Annotated in this window: 4 protein-coding genes; all 4 read left to right on the top strand. The window is 57.5% G+C overall.

Features of this window, described 5'->3' with window-relative positions:
* Window positions 1-79: 79 nt before the first annotated feature.
* The 4 genes from ACYCSE_RS05750 to ACYCSE_RS05735 all read left to right on the top strand — a co-directional run bounded on the left by ACYCSE_RS05750 (window position 80) and on the right by ACYCSE_RS05735 (window position 21992).
* Window positions 80-14983, top strand: coding sequence for an amino acid adenylation domain-containing protein (locus ACYCSE_RS05750; RefSeq protein WP_459701824.1), 14904 nt, complete (start codon window positions 80-82; stop codon window positions 14981-14983).
* Between the two features lie 154 nt (window positions 14984-15137).
* Window positions 15138-18446, top strand: coding sequence for a non-ribosomal peptide synthetase (locus tag ACYCSE_RS05745; protein WP_459701823.1), 3309 nt, complete (start codon window positions 15138-15140; stop codon window positions 18444-18446).
* Window positions 18436-20262 (top strand): ABC transporter ATP-binding protein, encoded by a 1827-nt coding sequence (locus tag ACYCSE_RS05740; RefSeq protein WP_459701822.1) that lies wholly within the window; start codon window positions 18436-18438, stop codon window positions 20260-20262. The genes ACYCSE_RS05745 and ACYCSE_RS05740 overlap by 11 nt, the downstream gene beginning before the upstream one ends.
* The gene (locus ACYCSE_RS05735) at window positions 20259-21992 is read left to right on the top strand and encodes an ABC transporter ATP-binding protein (protein ID WP_459701821.1); all 1734 of its coding nucleotides are present in this window, start codon (window positions 20259-20261) and stop codon (window positions 21990-21992) included. Before ACYCSE_RS05740 ends, ACYCSE_RS05735 begins: the two co-directional genes overlap by 4 nt.
* Window positions 21993-22218: the final 226 nt, after the last annotated feature.

Raw genomic sequence — 22218 nt, 5'->3', positions numbered from 1 at the left:
CTAGGCAGAGGATTGCCGCATGCGATCAACCGGGCAAGCGAAGCAGTGACCTGGCGAAAGCCATTGACATTGTTGTCACATGTTTGAAAAGGCGGGGAGCGAGGCTGGAGCGTTGCTGCGGCATATGCTCCGCCGGATTGCTTTTACCGATGAAGAGAGGGGAACGATCCAGATGGCTTTTGAAAAAGAAACGTTGTTTTGGAACGAAAAATTCGGTAGCGACGATTATACCTTGACGCGGCTGCCTTACAGCAAAGCTCCAAGCTCCCTGGCGCCCATTATGACAACCGTCGGCGGGACGCTTTCGGAGGAAGTGGCGCAGCGAGTACTTCAAATGAGCAAGGGCGCTCCGCTGGCCACTTTTATGATTTTGCTCGCCGGTGTTCAGTCGCTCTTGCATAAATATACAGGCGCTTCTGACATTCTGGTCGGCATGCCGGTTGTACGGAAACCGACGGAGACGCGCCGATCCGTTAATCATACGATGATTTTGAAAAACTCGCTTTCGGCGGGTGCGACTTTTAGAACGCTTCTGAGCGAGCTGAGGACTTCCTTGCCGGAAGCGATTCAGCATCAACATATTCCGTTCTTGAAAATGACGGAGAAGCTGGACCTGCAATATGCAGGCGGGATACCCGTCGTCCATACGCTAGTATCCCTTAAGGAGCTGCATCTGGACGAAATCGGGCAAAACGTGGTCACGGATTGTTCCTTTGAATTCAGCTTAACCGGCGGGACGATACAGCTAGCACTGTCATATAACGAGCACTTATATGACTCCGAGTTCATGACTCGGGTCGTCGGCCATCTGAATCGCCTGCTGGCCGTGGGGCTTCACGAGTTGGAGCTGGACATCGTGCGGGCGGACATGCTGTCGGGGGACGAGAAATTTCAATTGCTGCAAAGCTTTAACGATACCGAGAAGGACTATCCCCGTGATCGGACGATTCATCAGCTCGTGGAGGAGCAGGTGAAGCGGGTGCCCGAAGCGACGGCGGTTGTCTTTGAGGGGCGGCGGCTTTCGTACGCGGAGCTGAACGAACGGGCGAACCGGCTGGCGCGGACGCTGCGATCGGTCGGCGTGCTGCCCAATCAGCTGGTAGGCTTGATGGCTAGGAGATCGCTGGAGACGGTCGTTGGCATTCTGGCGGTTCTGAAAGCTGGCGGTGCCTACGTGCCGATAGACCCGGAATACCCGGAAGAACGCATCCGCTACATTCTGGAGATCTCGAACGCGCAGCTGCTGCTGACTCAAAGGGAGCTGCAGCAGCAGGTGTCGTTCGAAGGGACCGTGGTGGCGCTGGATGACGAGCAGGCCTACAGCGACGATGGCTCGAACCTGGAGCCGGCCAGCGGTCCGAACGATCTGGCTTATGTCATCTATACATCAGGTACGACGGGCAAACCCAAAGGGGTCATGCTGGAGCATCGCGGGCTGGTCAGCCTGAAACTGACGTTTGCCCATACGCTTCACACGACCGAACAGGATCGAGTGCTGCAATTCGCCAGCCTATCGTTCGATGCGTCGTGCTGGGAGATGTTCAACGCTCTGTATTTCGGGGCGACCTTATATATACCGTCAACCGAGACGGTTTTGGATGATCAGCTGTTCGAACGTTTCATGAACGAGCATGCAATTACGATCGCCACTTTGCCGCCAACTTATGCTGCTTATTTGAATTCAGACCGCCTGCCGAGTCTGAGCAGGCTCATCACGGCGGGCTCCGCCGTTTCAGCCGAATTCGTGCAGCAGTGGAAAGACAAGGTACAGTACTATAACGCGTACGGTCCGACGGAAGCCTCGATCGCCACATCCGTGTGGGCGGCGTCTACGTATGACACCGAACGCAGAGCGATACCGATCGGACGTCCGATCTGGAATCATCGCTTGTATATACTGGGCGCACAGAATCAGCTGGCGCCTATCGGAGTGGAGGGAGAATTATGCATCGCGGGCGTCGGCCTCGCCCGGGGATATTGGAACCGGCCGGATCTGACGGCGGAGAAATTCATCGAACACCCGTTTGAGCCCGGAGAGAGACTGTACCGGACGGGCGACTTGGCCCGCTGGCTGCCGGACGGAAATATTGAGTATTTGGGCCGGATTGACCATCAGGTGAAAATCCGTGGATTCCGGATCGAGATCGGCGAGATTGAAGAGCAGCTTCTGAAGATCGACTCCGTGCAGGAGACGATCGTAATCGCGCGGGAAGGCAAAAGCGGGCAAGAACTGTGCGCTTACCTGGTCGCGGGCCGCCCGCTTACGCTCGGCGAGCTGAGAAGCGCGCTGGCGCAAAAATTGCCGAATTACATGATTCCAGCGCATTTTGTTCAGCTTCCGCGGATGCCGCTCACGCCGAACGACAAAATCGACCGCAAGGCTTTGCCCGCTCCGGAAGGAAACGCGCTGACCGGCGGCGCGTACGTAGCTCCCCGCAATGAAGCCGAGCGGACGCTTGCCGATGTGTGGCAGGCGGTATTGAACGCCGATCGCGTTGGGGTAACGGATCATTTCTTCGAGCTGGGCGGAGACTCGATCAAGTCCATTCAAGTATCTTCGCGGCTTCATCAAGCCGGGTACAAGCTGGAAATCCGGGATTTGTTCAAATATCCGACTATCTCACAGCTCAGCCTGCATGTGAAACCGATCGGACGTACTATCGATCAAGGCGAAATAACGGGTGAAACGGCGCTGACGCCGATTCAGCATTGGTTTTTCGAGAGCTCCTTTGCGGACCCGCATCATTTCAGCCAGTCGGTGATGCTGTACCGGAAGGAACGCTTCGACGAAGAGACGGTACGTCAGGTGCTGCAAAAGCTGGCCGAGCATCATGACGCCTTGCGGATGGTGTTCCGCAAGACGGAACAAGGGTTTAGCGCGCGGAACCGCGCGATTCAGGAAGGCGGGCTGTTCACGCTGGACGTGTTCGACTTCAAGGATGCGGAGAATACCGCGCAGGCTGTGGAAGCGAAGGCAACGGACATTCAAGCGGGTATCGATCTGGAGAACGGGCCCCTCGTGAAGGCGGGACTGTTCCGGTGCGCGGACGGCGACCATTTGCTGCTCGCGGTTCATCATGCCGTGGTGGACGGCGTGTCTTGGCGCATTTTGATGGAGGATTTCGCTGTGGGTTACGAGCAGGCCGGCAAAAGCGAGGAAATTCGTTTCCCGGCGAAAACGGATGCGTACCGCACTTGGTCCGAGCAGTTGGCCGCTTACGCGCAAAGCCCGGAGATGGCGAAGGAACGGGCCTATTGGCAGGCCGTGGAACAAATTGCGGTTCCGGCCGTGCCGAAGGATCTGGAGGCGGACGTTACGACGCAGCAGGACAGCGAATCGCTGTTCGTCCGTTTGACTCCCGAAGAAACGGAGCTGCTGCTGAAGCGGGTTCACCGGGCCTACAACACCGAAATGAACGATATTTTGGTAACGGCACTCGGCATAGCTGTTCGCAAGTGGACGGGACACGAACGGGTGCGGATCAATCTCGAAGGACACGGACGCGAATCGATCGGAACGGATATCGACATCACGCGCACAGTCGGCTGGTTTACGACCAAGTTTCCGGTCGTCCTGGAGCCGGAAACCGACCGGGACTTGGCCTATCAGATTAAACAGGTCAAGGAAAGCTTGCGCCGCATTCCGAACAAGGGGCTTGGGTACGGCGTATGCCGCTATCTCTCCAAATCGGAGGATGGCTTTGTTTGGGGCGCAGAGCCGGAAATTAATTTTAACTACCTCGGCCAGTTCGACGATGATGTCAATCAGGACGAGATCGGCATATCTTCTTATTCCAGCGGCAGCCCGGCCAGCGACCGGCAGGCCCGCAGCTTTGTGCTGGATATCAACGGCATGGTGCTGGACGGCGCTTTATCGCTCGATCTCAGCTACAGCCGGAAACAGTATCGCAAGGAAACGATGGAAGCCTTCGCTCAGCGGCTTGAGCAAAGTCTCCGAGAGCTCATTACCCACTGCGCAGGCAAAGAAAACACCGAATTGACGCCGAGCGACGTGCAATTTAAAGGCTTGACCATCGCGGAATTGGAGCAAATCGCCCAGCGCTCGGGCCATCTCGGGGAAATCGAAAATATTTACTCGCTTACGCCGATGCAGAAGGGCATGTGGTTCCACAGCGCGCTTGACCGACAAACGGCCGCTTACTTCGAGCAGACGCGGTTTACGATGCGGGGAGCGCTCGACGTCCAGCTTTTCGAGAGGAGCTGGATGGAGCTTGCGAAACGTCATCTGGTGCTGCGGGCGAATTTTGTGAAAGGACCGGCGGGCGAGCCGCTGCAAATCATATATCGCGACAAGCCGGTCGGCTTTGAATATGAAGAGCTGCTTCATTTGCAGGCGGACGAGAAACAAGCGTATTTGGATAAAAAGGCCGAGGATGACAAGCTTCGCGGCTTCGACATGGAACATGACGCGCTCGTTCGGGTTACGATCCTGCGCACCGAAGAGCAAAGCTATCATGTGCTGTGGAGTTTCCAGCATATTTTGATGGACGGCTGGTGCCTGCCGCAGCTGACGCAGGAGCTGTTTGAGACGTACTCGGCCTTGGCATCCGGCAAGCAGCCAGCGGGAGATAAGGGATCGGATTATGGCGCTTATATCGAATGGTTGGAGAAACAGGACGATCAGGCGGCATCCGGCTATTGGACGGCATTCCTGGCAGGTTATGAAGGGCAAACCGTACTCCCGGGACAAAAGGAACCGGCGCCAAACGGCAGATTTACGGCTGATCACGTCACCGCCGAGCTGGGCAAGGACTTGAGCGAGCGGATGGACCGGGTGGCGAAACAGCGCCTGGTTACGGTCAATACGCTGCTGCAAGCCGCTTGGGGCGTGATGCTGCAAAAATATAACGGAACAAACGATGCCGTATTCGGCAGCGTCGTGGCCGGAAGACCGGCGGAAATCCCGGGCATCGAGTCCATGATTGGGCTGTTCATCAATACGGTGCCGGTTCGCGTCACGAGCGAAGCGGACACCGTGTTCGCCGACCTGATGGCGAAGCTCCAAGAGCGGGCGCTGGAGTCCGGGCGTTATGATTACTATCCGCTGTATGAAATTCAAGCCCGCAGCGTGCAAAAGCAGAACCTGATCAACCATATCATCGCTTTCGAGAACTATCCAGTGGACGAGCAGATGGAGCAGGCGGGCGACCAGCAGCACGGCGACCTTACGATCGCTGACGTTCAGATGGAGGAGCAGACGAACTATAACTTCAACGTGACCGTGGTGCCGGGAGTCGAGATCGAAATTCGATTCGACTTTAACGCCGAAGTGTTCGATAAAGACAGCATCGAGTTGCTCAAGGGGCATCTCGTCCATCTGCTGGAGCAGGTGACGGATAACCCGGAAATTACCGTGGGCGAGCTGGAACTTGTGACGGAGGCGGAAAAGGCCGACCTTCTCGGACGTTTTAACGACACCACCACGGAATTTCCGCGCGGGAAGACGCTCATTCAATTGTTCGAAGAGCAGGCGGAGCGCATCCCGGATGCAGCCGCTATCTCCTTGAATGAGCAAGAGCTGACCTACCGCGAGCTGAACGAACGCGTCAACCGCCTTGCCCGTACCTTGCGTAGCCACGGGATATCCAAAGGCCGTCTGGTCGCCATTATGGCTGAGCGTTCCATCGAAATGGTGGTGGGCATGCTGGCGGCACACAAAGCCGGAGCGGCTTACGTACCGATTGACCCGGAATATCCCGAGGAGCGTATCCGTTTCTTGATTGAGGATTCGGGAGCGCAGGTCATGCTGACGCAAAGCCGCTTGCGCGAGCGCCTGGCGGGTTCGGACTCCGTGATCTTACTGGATGACGAGTCCTTCTATCACGAGGACGGCACAAATCTAAATCCGTGCACTGAAGCGACGGATCTGGCCTGCGTCATCTATACGTCAGGCACGACGGGCAAGCCGAAAGGCAACCTTGTTTCGCACCGCAACATCGTGCGGATCGTGCGAAATACGAATTATATCGACATCACCGAACGGGATCATGTCCTCCAGCTTTCGAGCTATTCGTTCGACGGAGCGATTTTCGATATTTTCGGCGCTTTGACCAACGGGGCGCGGCTGGTGCTGGTTCCCCGCGAGACTTTGCTGGAAATCGTCCGGCTGGCGGATCTCATCCAGCGTGAGCGCATCTCGGTCATGCTGATTACGACGGCTTTCTTCAACGTCCTTGTAGATGTGAACGTCGATTGCCTGCGGGATGTCCGGGCGATTTTGTTCGGAGGAGAGCGAGTGTCGGTCGGACATGTACGTAAAGCGCTCGCCCATATCGGACCGGGCAGGCTCAACCACCTGTACGGCCCGTCGGAAAGCACGGTTTATACCACGTACCTTCCGGTCGACTTCGTCGATGAGTCGGCGGTTACCGTACCCATCGGACGGCCGATCAGTAATACGAAGGTGTATATCGTCGACAGCCGGAATAAGCTTCTGCCGATCGGCGTGGCCGGGGAGCTTTGCGTCGGCGGAGAAGGCTTGGTACGGGGCTACAATAACCGGCCGGAGCTGACGGCGGAGAAATTTGTGGACAATCCGTTTGTGCTGGGAGAGCGCATGTACCGGACGGGGGATTTGGCGAAATGGCTGCCGGACGGCACGATCGAATACGTGGGACGGACGGACGACCAAGTGAAAATCCGCGGCTTCCGCATTGAGCTGGGCGAGATCGAAGCTCAGCTTCAGAAAGTGGAGGGAATTCGGAAAGCGACGGTATTCGCGAGGGAAGACGCCTCCGGCGAGAAGCAGCTTTGCGCCTATTATGAAGCGGACCGCGATCTTACGGCGGCCGAGCTGAAGAGCGTGCTTTCCCAGGAACTGCCGGCCTATATGATTCCGGCGTACCTGATCCAGTTGGAGCGGCTCCCGCTGACGACGAACGGCAAGGTCGACCGCCGATCACTCCCGGCGCCGGAGGAGAGCTTGCAGCGGGGCGAAGAACGTACTCCGCCTCGGACTCCGCTGGAAGCTAGCTTGGCGGGAATTTGGAAAAGCGTGCTCGGACTGGAGCACATCGGGGTTCATGACAACTTCTTCGACCTGGGCGGCCATTCCCTGCGGGCGACGACACTGGTGAGCAAGGTGCATCAGGAGCTGAACGTCGAGCTGCCTCTGCGCGACGTATTCCGCTACTCGACGATCGAAGAGATGGCTCTCGCCATCTCCCGGATCGGAGAACAGTCGTTCTCGTCGATTCCGCTGGCGGGCGCAAGAGCATATTATCCGCTTTCCTCAGCTCAGAAGCGGCTGTTTATCCTGAATCAGCTGGAAGGGGCCGATCAGAGCTACAACATGCCGGGCGTGCTGCTGCTGGAAGGATCGATTGACCGGAGCCTGCTGGAGAAGGCTTTCCGCGGACTGATCGCACGGCACGAAACGCTGCGAACCGGCTTTGAGATCGTACAAGGCGAAGCTGTACAGCGCATTTACGAGAGCGTCGACTTTGCCGTCGAGTACCGTCATGTGAGCGAGGAAGAAGCGCCCGAAGTCGTGCAGGCCTTCATCCGGCCTTTCGACTTGGCGAAGCCTCCGCTGCTGCGGGCGGAGCTCGTAGAGCTGGCAGCCGAACGTTATTTGCTGATGTTCGACATGCACCATATCGTCTCCGACGGGGTTTCGATGGACGTGTTAGTCGAGGAACTCGTTCGTATGTATGGCGGCGAGTCATTAGAGCCTTTGCGCATTCAATACAAGGACTATGCGGTATGGCAGCAGTCGGACGAGCAAAAAGTGCAGTTGAAACGCGAGGAAGCTTACTGGTTGGATCGTTACCGGGGCGAGCTGCCGGTTCTGGAAATGCCGACGGACTATCCGCGTCCTGCCGTGCAGAGCTTTGAGGGACAAACGCTGACGTCCTTCGTGGACGAGGCAACGAACGAAGGCTTGAAGCAGCTGGCCGCTCAAAGAGGAACGACGCTGTATATGGTGCTGCTTGCGGCATATACCGTGCTTTTGCAAAAATACACAGGTCAGGACGATTTGATCGTCGGAACGTCGATTGCGGGCAGAACACACGGAGACACGCAGCCTTTGATCGGAATGTTCGTCAATACGCTGGCGCTCCGCAATTATCCGGCTTCGGAGAAGACCTTCCTGTCGTATCTGGAGGAAGTGAAAGAAACGACCTTAGGCGCTTATGAGCATCAGAATTATCCGTTCGAAGAGCTCGTTGATAAAGTGCAGGTCAGCCGGGATTTGAGCCGCAACCCACTGTTTGACACGATGTTCTCCCTGCAAAACTTGGAGGATAAAGAGTTTGAGTTGGAAGGGCTGAAATTGTCCCCGTACCCTAGCGAATACGGCACGGCCAAGTTCGACCTGAGTGTGGATGTTACGGAAGAAAACGGCGGCCTGGAGTGCAGCTTTGAATTCGCAACGGCTCTTTATAAAGAAAGCACGATCCGGCGGCTGTCGACTCATTTCGGACATTTGCTTGCGGCAATCGTAAGCCGTCCGGATGCGAAGATTGCCGAGCTGAACTTGTTGACGGCAGAGGAAAAAGAGCAAATTCTCGGCGCGTTTAACCCGGCGCAGCCGGAAGCGGCTCCTGCGGCCGCGTTCCACCGGCTGTTCGAGGAACAGGCGGAGCACACGCCGAAAGCGGCGGCCGTCGTGTATGAGAACGAGCGGCTGACGTATGCGGAGCTGAACGAGCGGGCGAACCGCTTGGCGGCCACGCTGCGCGCAAGCGGCATCGGCCGGGAGTCGATCGTCGGCATTCTCGCCGAGCGTTCGGTGGACTTGCTGGTGGCCGTGCTGGCCGTCTGGAAAGCGGGCGGGGCGTATGTGCCGCTCGACCCGGATTACCCGGCGGAGCGCGTGCGGTTCATGCTCGAAGACAGCGGAGCGAAGGTACTGCTGACGCAAACGGCGCTGCGAGAGCGTGCCGAAGCCTGGCTCGGCGAAGAGGAGCTGGCGCTGGCGGCGGTGCTGTACCTGGACGACGAAGCGTCGTACAGCGAGGAGCGGGCGAATGCCAACAGCTTCCATGAAGCCCGTCCAGAGGACCTGGCGTACGTGATCTATACGTCGGGAACGACGGGCAAGCCGAAGGGCGTGATGATCGAGCACCGCAGCCTGGTGAACACGGCGGCGGGTTACCGGCGGGAATACCGGTTGGATCAGTTCCCGGTGCGGCTGCTGCAGCTCGCAAGCTTCTCGTTTGACGTGTTCGTGGGAGATATCGCGCGGACGCTGTACAACGGAGGCACGATGGTGATTGTGCCGAAGGACGACCGGATCGATCCGTCTCGTCTGCACCACTGGATGGAGCGGGAGCGGGTCACCATCTTCGAATCGACGCCGGCGCTGATCGTGCCGTTCCTGGAGTACGTGCACGAGCAGCAACTGGACATAAGCCGGTTGGAGCTGTTGATCACGAGCTCGGACAGCTGCAGCGTGGCGGATTACCGGACCTTGCAGGAACGCTTCGGCTCGTTGTTCCGGATCATCAACGCATACGGCGTGACGGAAGCGGCGATCGATTCAAGCTTCTACGACGAGGAGCTGGCGAAGCTGCCGCAGACAGGCAATGTGCCGATCGGCAAAGCGTGGCTGAATGCGAAATTCTACATCGTGGACGCGCATCTGAACCCAGTGCCGGTCGGGGTGCTGGGCGAGCTGGTCATCGGCGGAGTCGGAGTGGCGCGCGGGTACTTGAACCGTCCGGAGCTGACAGAAGAGAAGTTCGTAGACAGTCCGTTCGCCGCGGGCGAGCGGCTGTACCGCACGGGAGACTTGGCGCGGTGGATGGAAGACGGCAACGTGGACTTCATCGGCCGGATCGACAACCAGGCGAAAATCCGGGGCTACCGGATCGAGACGGGCGAGATCGAGTCGCAGCTGCTGCGGGTGGAAGGCGTGCGCGAAGCGGTGGTGCTGGTTCGAAGTGACGCGAACGGGCAGAAGGCGCTATGCGCGTATTGCACGCCGGATACCGGAGCGGAGCTTGCGGTGAACGATTTGCGCAGCGCGCTGGCGCAGAAGCTGCCGGGGTACATGATCCCGTCGTACTTCGTGGAGCTGGAGCGCCTGCCTCTGACGCCGAACGGAAAGATTGACCGGAAGGCGCTGCCAGCGCCGGAAGGGGAAGCGGGAAGCGGAACGGAGTACGTCGCACCGCGCAATGAGCTGGAAACGAAGCTGGCGGCGATTTGGCAGGAGGTGCTGGGGCTTGCGAAGGAGGTTGGCGTTCACGACAACTTCTTCGACATCGGCGGCCACTCCCTGCGAGCGACGACGCTGGTCAGCAAGATTCATAAAGAGTTGAACGTGGATCTGCCGCTGCGCGACGTGTTCCGCCATTCCACGATCGAGAGCATGGCGGCCGCCATTTCCCGGCTGGATGAGCAGACATTCGTTGCCATTCCAGTGGCGGATGACCGAGAGGTGTACCCGCAATCTTTTGCTCAAAAACGTCTCTTTATCCTGAATCAACTGGAAGGCGCGGAGCTTAGCTATAACATGCCGGAAGCGATGTTGCTGGAGGGTGCTTTGGACCGGGCAAGGTTCGAAGAAGCGTTCCGTAAGCTCATGGCGCGGCATGAAACGCTGCGCACCGGGTTCGAAATGGTGGATGGCGAAGCATCGCAGCGGATTTACCAGGACGTGAATTTTGCCGTGGAGTTCTATCGAGCGGATGAGCAAGAGGCCGAAGAGACGGTTCGCCGTTTCGTCCGTCCGTTTGACTTGGCGAAGCCTCCGCTACTGAGGGTAGGCCTTGTCGAGCTGGCTCCGGAACGCCATGTTCTAATGTACGACATGCATCATATTATTTCCGACGGCGTCTCGATGGAAATCTTTGTTGAAGAATTCGTCCGCTTGTACGGCGGCGAGCAATTGGAGCCTCTGCGCATTCAGTACAAAGACTACACCGTTTGGCAGCATTCGCAGGAGCAGAAGGAACGGCTTCAGCGTCAGGAGGCGTACTGGCTGGACCTGTTCCAAGGCGAGCTTCCGGTGCTGGAAATGCCGACCGACTATCCGCGTCCGGCCGTGCAGAGCTACGAAGGCCAAACGCTGGAGTTTTTCTTTGACGCTTCGAAAACCGACGGCCTGAAGCAGCTGGCCTCGGAAACGGGCACGACGCTGTTTATGGTGCTGCTTGCGGCGTATAACGTCCTTCTGCATAAATATTCAGGTCAGGAAGACGTGATCGTCGGTACGCCGATTGCCGGAAGGAATCATGGAGATGTGCAGCCGTTGATCGGGATTTTCTTAAACACGCTGGCTATCCGCAGTTATCCAGCTTCGGAGAAGACATTCCTGTCATACCTGAACGAAGTCAAAGAAACGACCCTCCACGCCTTCGAGCATCAAAACTATCCGTTCGAAGAATTGGTGGACAAGGTGCAAGTCACCCGTGATTTAAGCCGCAATCCGCTCTTCGACACGCTGTTTACGATGCAGAATACGGAGAACGAGGAATTTGAGCTGGAAGGGCTTCGCCTGATTCCTTATCCGAGCGCACTGGATACCGCGAAGTTTGATATCAGTTTGGATGTGGGCGAGGAGAACGGCGGCTTGGATTACAGCTTCGAATATGCGACGGCTCTCTACAAAAGGGAGACGATCGAACGGCTGGCGAAACATTACGAGCAGCTGCTCGTAACGATCGTAAGCCGTCCGGATGCGAAGATCGCCGAGCTGAACTTGCTGACGGCAGAGGAAAAAGAACAAATTCTCGGCGCGTTCAACCCGGCGCAGCCGGAAGCGGCTCCTGCGGCCGCGTTCCACCAGCTGTTTGAGGAACAGGCGGAGCGCACGCCGGAAGCGGAGGCCGTCGTGTACGAGAACGACCGGCTGACGTATGCGGAGCTGAACGAGCGGGCAAACCGCTTGTCGGCTACGCTGCGCGCAAGCGGCATCGGCCGGGAGACGATCGTCGGCATTCTCGCCGAGCGTTCGGTGGACTTGCTGGTGGCCGTGCTGGCCGTCTGGAAAGCGGGCGGGGCGTATGTGCCACTCGACCCGGATTACCCGGCGGAGCGCGTACGGTTCATGCTTGAAGACAGCGGAGCGAAGGTGCTACTGACGCAAACGCCGCTGCGAGAGCGTGCCGAAGCCTGGCTCAGCGAAGAGGAGCTGGAGCTGGCGGCGGTGCTGTACCTGGACGACGAAGCGTCGTACAGCGAGGAGCGGGCGAATGCGTCGGTTGTCTCCGGCAAGCTGACGGATGCTGTGGACGACGGCGATGAGAGGCATCAGAATGTTGGCACCGACAGCTTCCATGAAGCCCGTCCAGAGGACCTGGCGTACGTGATCTACACGTCGGGAACGACGGGCAAGCCGAAGGGCGTGATGATCGAGCACCGCAGCCTGGTGAACACGGCGGCGGGTTACCGGCGGGAATACCGGTTGGATCAGTTCCCGGTGCGGCTGCTGCAGCTCGCAAGCTTCTCGTTTGACGTGTTCGTGGGAGATATCGCGCGGACGCTGTATAACGGAGGCACGATGGTGATTGTGCCGAAGGACGACCGGATCGATCCGTCTCGTCTGCACCACTGGATGGAGCGGGAACGGGTCACCATCTTCGAATCGACGCCGGCGCTGATCGTGCCGTTCCTGGAGTACGTGCACGAGCAGCGGCTGGATATGAGCTGGATGGAGCTGTTGATCACGAGCTCGGACAGCTGCAGCGTGGCGGATTACCGGACCTTGCAGGAACGCTTCGGTTCGTTGTTCCGGATCATCAACGCTTACGGCGTGACGGAAGCGGCGATCGACTCCAGTTTCTACGACGAGGAGCTGACGAAGCTGCCGCAGACAGGCAATGTGCCGATCGGCAAAGCGTGGCTGAATGCGAAATTCTACATCGTGGATGCGCATCTGAACCCGGTGCCGGTCGGGGTGCTGGGCGAGCTGGTCATCGGCGGAGTCGGAGTGGCGCGCGGGTACTTGAACCGTCCGGAGCTGACGGAAGAGAAGTTCGTAGACAGCCCGTTCGCCGCGGACGAGCGGCTGTACCGCACAGGAGACTTGGCGCGGTGGATGGAAGACGGCAACGTGGACTTCATCGGCCGGATCGACAACCAGGCGAAAATCCGGGGCTACCGGATCGAGACGGGCGAGATCGAGTCGCAGCTGCTGCGGGTGGAAGGCGTGCGCGAAGCGGTGGTGCTGGTTCGAAGTGACGCGAACGGGCAGAAGGCGCTATGCGCGTATTACACGCCGGATACCGGAGCGGAGCTGGCGGTGAACGATTTGCGCAGCGCGCTGGCGCAGGAGCTGCCGGGGTACATGATCCCGTCGTACTTCGTGGAGCTGGAGCGCCTGCCTCTGACGCCGAACGGAAAGATTGACCGGAAGGCGCTGCCGGCGCCGGAAGGGGAAGCGGGAAGCGGAACGGAGTACGTCGCACCGCGCAATGAGCTGGAAACGAAGCTGGCGGCGATTTGGCAGGAGGTGCTGGGGCTTGCGAAGGAGGTTGGCGTTCACGACAACTTCTTCGACATCGGCGGCCACTCCCTGCGAGCGACGACGCTGGCGGGCAAGGTATTTAAGGAATTAAACGTCAACCTGCCGCTGCGCGACGTATTCCGTCACTCGACGATTGCGGCGATGGCCGAGGCGATCGCCCGGATGGAACGACGGGAGCATGAGGCCATTCCTCAAGCGGAGGAGAGAGAGTACTACCCTCTGTCCTCCGCGCAGAAACGGCTGTTCATTCAGCACACGCTGGATGGAGCGGATCAGCTTTACAACATGCCGGAGCTGGTGCAGGTGGAAGGCGAGTTTGATTTAGACCGGTTGGAAGCCGCCTTGCGGAAATTGATAACACGGCATGAATCGCTGCGCACCGGTTTTGAAATCGTGAAGGCCGAAGCGGTTCAGCGGATTTACCCGCAGGTCGATTTTGCTATCGAGCATCATCAAGCGGATAAAGAGGATGCGGCTCAAATCGAGCAGATCGTCCGCAGCTTCGTTCGTCCGTTTGATCTCGGCAAGCCGCCGCTGCTGCGCGCCGGGGTCATCGAGCTGGAGCCGAACCTGCATATTCTCCTTTTTGACATGCATCATATGGTGTCCGACGGCGTATCGATGGCGATTGTGATCGATGAGTTCTCGAGTTTCTACGCCGGGGAAGAACTGCCGCCACTGCGCATTCAATACAAGGATTATGCCGTTTGGCAGCAGTCGAAGGCCCACCGAGAGCGGATCGGGCGGCAGGAAGCGTACTGGCTGCAAACCTTCGAAGGCGAGCTGCCGACGGCGGATCTGCCGATGGACTATGAACGGTCTGCGGCTCGCAGCTACGAAGGCGCGCATCTGGAGTTCGACGTCGAAGCTTCTCTCTCTGCGCAGCTGCGTGAATTGGCGGCCGAGAGTGAAAGCACGCTGTTCATGGTGCTGCTTGCGGCTTATACCGTGCTGCTGTCCAAGTACAGCGGGCAGGAGGACTTGGTCGTGGGTACCCCGGTGGCGGGAAGAACGAACGCCGATTTGGAACCGGTCATCGGGATGTTTGTCAATACGCTGGCAATTCGCAATCGTCCGTCGGGCGACAAAACGTTCTTGTCCTACCTGGAAGAAGTGAAGGAAACGGCTTTGGGTGCTTTCGAGAACCAGGATTATCCATTCGAGGAGCTCGTGGAGCGTTTGAATGTGAAGCGGGAGCCGGGCCGCTTCCCGCTGTTCGATGCCGTTTTCGACTTGCAAAATATCGAAGAACGAGACGCCGAGCTGGAAGGGGTCAGCCTGAAGACTTACGAGCTTGACCATTTGGAAGAAGCGAAGTTCGATCTGACGCTGTTTATGTATGAAAACAACGGGGCGCTGAGCGGGGGCTTCTTCTACGCCACCAAGCTGTTCAAAGAAGCGATGATCCGCACCTTGACCGAGGATTACCTGCGGGTACTCTCTCAAATTGCGGAAAATCCGCAACTCGAGCTAAGCCGGATTGAATGTCATAAACCGGCGGCAGGCGCAAAGAGTGCCGTCGATACAATCGAATTCGCGTTCTAATCCTACAAGCGCGCCTCCGCCGTCAAGCGAAAGCGGCGCGCATCCCAAGGAAGACGGCGAACAACGTCCAAGCCCGTAAACGCGCAGGCCGAAAGCAAGCTTTTTCGGACCTGCGCCGGGGCATGCGGTCACTTCATTATTAGGGGAGGTACAAATGAAATCTTTGTTTGAAAAGGAAGAACAGTACTGGAGCGGCAAGTTTGACGCCGATGACAGCCTGAGCTTCCTTCCCTACAGTCAATCCTCCAAATTATCCGCCGACGGGGAAGCTGCGGCCGAGCCGGGCTTGCTTCACCGTACTCTGCCGAGTGAACTCTCGGAGAGAATCATTTGCCTCGCCAACGGTTCGGATTTGGCTTTGTACATGATTGTTTTGGCAGGAGTAAAAAGCCTGCTGTTCAAATATACCGGGCGGAACCAATTGCTGGTCGGCATGCCTTCTTATAGCGCAGACCCCGACGGGACTCCGCCGCCGCATGACATCTTGGTGATCAAGACGTCCGTAAGCCGCCAGACTACGCTGAAAACGCTGCTCGGGGGCATCAAAGCCTCCATCGGCGAGGCGCTGGAGCATCAGCACCTGCCTTTTCGGAAAATGGTGGAGCCGCTCCATCTGGACTATACGGGGGACGGCCTCCCGGTCGTCAACACCGTCGCATCCTTCGCCCCGATTCATCCGGAACCGCTGGGTAACCGGGTGGCGGCCGATACGGTTTTTCGCTTCGACCGTCAAAACCACTCCATCGAGATGGAAATAAGCTTTGACAAGCAGCGGTACGAGCGGGCATTTGTGGAACAGGCGGCTGACCATCTTGTTCGGGTGCTGTCCGTGCTTTTATTTCAGCCGGATCTGGAGCTCGGACAAGCTGATGTGCTGTCCCCAGACGAGAAGGAGACGCTGCTGAAGCGATTTAATGACACCGAAACCGGGTTCGAGCGGGGGAAAACGATTTACGGCTTGTTCGAAGAACAGGCGGAGCTTTACCCGGACAACGTGGCCGCCGTCATGAATGAGCAGCAGCTGACCTACCGCGAGCTGAACGAGCGATCCAACCGCCTTGCGCGGAAGCTGCGGGAGACGGGAGTAGAAGCGGACCAGCTGGTAGCGATTCTGGCCGAACGCTCGCTCGATATGGTTGTCGGCATTCTGGCGATTCTCAAAGCGGGCGGAGCATACGTGCCTGTCGATCCCGACTACCCGGAGGAGCGCATCCGCTTCATGATCGAGGATTCGGGCGCGCCATTATTGCTGATTCAAAAGCATCTGCACGAGAAGACCGACTTCGCAGGAACGCGCCTCGAATTGGACGATTTCGTTTGGGGCGACAGAGGGGCGGACTCCGCCGATGCGCTGGACGCTTCGAACCTGGAGCCGATTTCCGGGCCGGGTAACCTGGCTTATGTCATCTACACGTCGGGAACGACCGGCAGACCGAAAGGAACGCTGATCGAGCATAAGAACGTCGTGCGTCTCCTGTTCAACGACAAGAACCTGTTCGACTTCGGGCCGTCCGACACGTGGACGCTGTTCCACTCGTTCTGCTTCGATTTCTCCGTCTGGGAAATGTACGGAGCGCTGCTGTACGGAGGCAAGCTGGTCATCGTACCGCCGCTCACGGCGAAAAATCCGGCCGATTTCCTGGCGCTGCTGGGCCGCGAACAGGTCACGATTTTGAACCAGACGCCAACGTACTTCTACCAGCTGCTGCGTAAGGTCTTGGCGGACCATCCGTACGATCTGCGGATTCGCAACGTCATCTTCGGGGGCGAAGCGCTGAGTCCGCTGCTGCTCAAGGGCTTCAAGACGAAGTACCCGGAGACGAAGCTGATCAATATGTACGGCATTACGGAGACGACGGTTCACGTTACGTATAAGGAAATCACGTGGGTCGAAATGGAGGCGGCGAAGAGCAATATCGGCAAGCCGATCCCGACGCTGAGCGTGTACGTCCTTGATGAAAACCGCCGCCCTGTGCCGATCGGCGTAGCGGGCGAAATGTATGTGGCCGGGGAAGGCCTTGCGAGAGGATACCTGAACCGTCCGGATCTGACGGCGGAGAAGTTCGTCGATTCCCCGTTTGCGGAGGGGGAGAAACTGTACCGCTCGGGCGACTTGGCGGCTTGGCTGCCGGACGGCAACATCGAATACCTGGGCCGGATCGATCATCAGGTGAAAATCCGTGGGTACCGGATCGAGCTGGACGAAATCGAGACGCAGCTGCTGAAGATCGCCGCCGTGCAAGAAGCTAAGGTGCTCGACAGCGACGACGCGAACGGCCATAAGCAGCTTGTCGCTTATTACGTGGCGGAAACGAGGCTGGCGGCGCATGAACTCAAGGAGGAGCTCGCCAAGCAGCTTCCGGGGTATATGATTCCTTCGCACCTCGTGCAGCTTTCGCGGATGCCGCTGACCCCGAACGGGAAAATCGACCGCAAAGCGCTGCCCGCGCCGGAGGAAGCCGCGGCCGGAGGAGCGGAATATGTCGCGCCGAGAACTCTGCTCGAAATGAAGATCGCCCGCGTCTGGCAGGATACGCTTGGCGTTCCGCAGGTCGGCGTAAAGGATAACTTTTTTGAGTTGGGTGGCAATTCGTTAAGTCTGATGAGGCTCGTTCAAGCTGTTTACGATGAAACGGGCCTCGAGATACCGCTGAACCGACAATTCCACAATTTGACAGTTGAAGCCATGGCTTTCGGCGAGGGGGATCTGGGCCTGGATAAAGGAGGAGACTCCTTCATTAAGCTGAATAAAGCAGGAGATCTGAACGTGTTCTGTTTCCCTCCGGGTAGCGGCTTCGGCATCGGTTACCGAGAGCTCGCAAGCAGGCTCGACGGCCGGTTCGTGCTCTACGGCATTGATTTTATCGACGATGCCGTCGATTACGAGGCCATGCTGAACCGTTATGTGGACGAGATCGTCCGCATCCAGCCGGAAGGACCTTACGTGCTGCTCGGCTACTGCTTCGGAGGCAACCTGACGTTCGAGGTAGCCAAAACGATGGAGAAAAGAGGGTATTCCGTAACGGACGTGCTCATGGTGGACTCGTGGATTAAGGACACGCTGACGCCTTCCGAAACGTCGGAGAAAGAGCTTGAAGAAACGCTTGCCGATTTCGACGAAGAAGAGAAGGAATTAATGAGCAACCCGCTCGTGCGGGAGCGGGTTCATCGGAAGGTCAAAGCGACCTTGGCGTACGAAGCGCAGCTTATTAATTCCGGCACGATCCCGGCCCGGATTTACGAAATGATTGCGAAGGACAGCGAAGCGTTCCGCCTTGAGCACCAATTGCCTTCCTGGCGGGGGGCAACGACGCAAGCTTACGCCGATTACCGGCTGGAGGGCGCGCACGAGGAATTGCTGGAACTCGCGCGCGTGGAAGAAACGGCCGTCGTCATCCGGGACATCTTAGAGCAAGTCAAGCGGCAGATCGAAGCGGAGGCCGGGGTACTGCATGGAAGCTGACCGCCAGCCGTCTGTTCTAGAACAAGGCACAGCGGCGCCTTCCAAGCGCCAAACCGCTTACGCCGCCTGGAAAGCGTTCCGCTGGCTGATGTCCTATGTAAGCCGTCACAAAGGCTGGATGATCGTCGGTATCTTGTCCGCGATTGCCGCCGCCGTTATTGAGATATGGATGGGAAGTTTGATCGAGCAGCTGACCACCCAGGCCGAGAAGGGGGCGGGGCCAATCGTTCTGCAAATCGTGTACACGGTCTTTGTGGTCATCTTGATCGGTGTGCCGGCGAAGTTTTTCATGAGCTTCGGCGTGGAGCGAAGCAGCGCCTCTGCGGTGCAGGATATCCGCAACCATGTCATGCGTCATATCGGCAAACTCCCGGTCTCCTATTTGGAAAAGCAGCACTCCGGCGACGTATTGTCGCGGATCAACAACGACCTGCAGCTCATCCAGCAGTTTATGATTCGGGACCTCGCCCAGTGGTTTTATCATCCGCTGGTGTTCATCGGCTGTTTCGCTTATTTGATCTACCTCCAATGGGAGCTGATGCTGTACAGCCTGCTGTTATTTCCCGTAGCGCTGCTGGTTTCCCAATGGATCGGCAAGCAGTTGGAGCGGTTGACGGAGGAAGCCCAGGCGAACATGGGCCGAATGAACGTCAACCTCCAGGATACGCTTGGGGGTATGCCTATTGTAAAAAGCTACCTGCTATCCGGCATGTTATCTCGCTCCTACCAAGTGCTGCTGCAATTGACGGCCCAAAAAAAGCTGGCCGTGAAAAAGCGGGAAGCCTGGGTCAACCCGCTGCTTTCCACGCTGATGATCAGCCCGATCATTTTCGCCGTCAGTTACGGAAGCTATTTGATCTACAAAGGGCAGCTAGGCGCGGGAGAGCTGATCGCCTTCCTGTACTTGCTGAATCTGTGTCTGGAGCCGCTGGAGCATATTCCCGAGCTCATCACGCGGACGTTCGAAATGGCCGGTGCCCTGAGAAGGGTCTCCGAAATCGTCGAGCAGCCGACCGAAACGGAAAATGGCCGTTCGCTTCCGAAAGCGAGCGCCGCCCCCATCGAGTTTCAGAACGTAACCTTCGGGTATGAGGAGAGCTCCCCGATCCTGCGGAATGTTAGCTTCTCGGTGCCGGAAGGGAAGACGATCGCGCTTGTCGGAGCGAGCGGCGGAGGGAAGAGCACGGTGTTTAAGCTTGTATGCGGCTTTTATCCGCTTCCAGAGGACCAGGGCGAGATCCGCGTGTTCGGCAGCCTGATCCACGGCGTCGATCCGGAGCAGCTTCGGTCGCATTTTTCCGTGGTAACCCAGGATTCATATTTGTTTAGCGGCACGATCGCTGAAAATATCGGCTACGGGCGGGAAGTAGCGTCGATGGACGAGATTATCGAAGCCGCTAAAGCCGCTCAGGCGCATTCCTTCATTATGCAGCTTCCCGACGGCTACCAGACGTATGTCGGAGAGCGCGGAGGCCTTTTGTCCGGCGGGCAGCGCCAGCGCATTGCAATGGCCCGGGCTTTTCTTAAGGATGCTCCCGTTCTGCTGCTGGACGAGCCAACGTCGGCTCTTGATCCGGAGTCGGAAAGCGCGGTTCAGGAAGCGCTGGGCGCATTGATGAAGCAGAGAACGACGATGATTATTGCCCACCGGCTTTCTACAGTACAAAACGCCGACGAAATTTGGGTCATGGAACAGGGGAGTATTGTTGAAAAGGGCACTCATGAACAATTGCTGAAGATGAAGGGACTGTACGCCCAGTCGTACTATCAGGAATTTACCGAGTCTGCCGAACGCAGGGAGGTGGCGTACACATGAAAAAGGGCGGATGGCTCTCGCAAGTGAAAGAACTCGGCTACTTGCTGATGTTTATGAACCGCAAGCGCAAAACCCAGTACGCCATTGGCCTGGCCGTGACGGCGCTCACCCAGACATTGTTCTTGATCGCCTTCAGCTTGGTCGTACATAACTTGGTTGATTTCGCCGTGTCTCGAGATACGTCCCTGATGGTGGAAGCCTTTATTATTTTGGGCGCGGCCTTGTTCCTGGAAAATGTGATTTCTCCCTGGTTCATTTACTTATACCAGCGCAGTGTCGAGCTGACTGTGCTGAATATCCGCGAACGTCTTTATGACAAGCTGTGCCGGGTGCGGACGAGATTCCTGGAGCAGACGCACCATGGGGATTTGCTGTCGCGGGTGAACAACGACGTAACGACCGTTGAGTTTACATTCTCGCAGGTTTACTTCGTTTTGCTGCTTCAAGTTGTCTTTTGCATCGGCTCCATTGTCTCCATGGTGTTGATCGATTGGCGGTTTGCCGGCGTATCCTTCGTCATTCTGCTGCTGTCCTCCGTGGTCAGCCTGAAATTTGCGCGGGATATTCGCGCCTTGTCCGAACAAGGCTTGCAAACGCTCGGTAAAATGACCGAAAAATTCAAAGATTTTATGGGCGGCATTCAAATTGTGAAGCTGTTCCGCATCCGCACGATTTACGGCCAGTACAAGGCGTTGAACGAACAAATGACGCAGACGCTTCGGCAAACCGCGCAGAAGAACGGCATGCAGGCTGCGGTGAATCATTTTATCAGCTACGTCACGTTCTGCGGCATCATCGTCATCGGCAGTCTTCTTTATGCCTACGGACTGATGGGAATGGGAAGCGTCGCTGCCCTGGCGGTTCTGCAAGTGAATCTGACGCACGCCTTGTTGAACTTGGGGATGGTTCTGTCGATGACCCAAAATTCGATCGCGGGCGCTCACCGGATTCAAGAGGTACTAAGAGAGGAAGAGGAACCGGAGCGTTTGGGATCTCCTCACAGCGAGCTCGTGTCGGAGGCTGCGGTGGAGTTTCGCGATGTGGAATTTTCCTATCAGGCGGATAAAAAGGTGCTTGTCGACATCTCCATGCAGGTGTTTCCCGGCCAGGTCGCCGCTATCGTGGGGGCCAGTGGCAGCGGCAAAAGTACGCTGATCAAGCTGCTGCTCGGCTTTTATCCTGTGGACAGCGGAGAAATCCTGCTCCAAGGCAAACCGTTCGGCCATTACACGCTGGACGAAATCCGCAGGCAGATTGCATACGTTCCGCAGGAGCCGTTCTTGTTTACCGGCACGATTGAGGAAAACATCCGCTACGGCAACCCGGATGCAACGGATGAAGAAGTGATCGAAGCGGCCAAAGCGGCGTACGCTCACCATTTCATTCAGGAACTTCCTGAACAGTATAAAACGCCGGTGGGAGAGAGAGGAGCGTCGTTGTCGGGCGGACAAAGGCAGCGAATTGCGATCGCCCGGGCGATTCTCAAAAACGCCCCGATTCTGCTGCTGGACGAAGCGACTTCCGCGCTGGATAACGAATCCCAGCATTGGGTACAGCAGGCCCTGAACGTATTGATGAAGGGGCGCACCACCATTCTGATCGCCCACCGTCTCAGCACCGTGGAACATGCAGATTTGATTACCGTCATGAACCAAGGGATGGTCGTCGAGCGGGGCCGCCATCAGGACCTGCTAGCACTCGGGGGTTATTACGCCCGGCTGTACGGCTAGACCCGCTTTACGGTGGGCGGCTTCCTGCTTGCGAATGCGACAAAGTCTTTTAGTAATCCAAGGTATGACTTTATAACCGGTAGTTACCAGAAAACGCAGACACGAAAAAGGGGACAGAGTCCGAAGGAGCCGTTCCGGGAATGGCCGCGCGGTTCTTCTAAGAGTGACTAAGTGACATCTAGGTACAAAGCCTATCTATAAAGAATCTCTAAACCGGGAGTGTGTC

Source organism: Paenibacillus sp. SEL1 (genome assembly GCF_054602535.1).
Note: the sequence above shows the minus strand (reverse complement) of the source record. Positions and strands in the feature narration are given on the sequence as shown.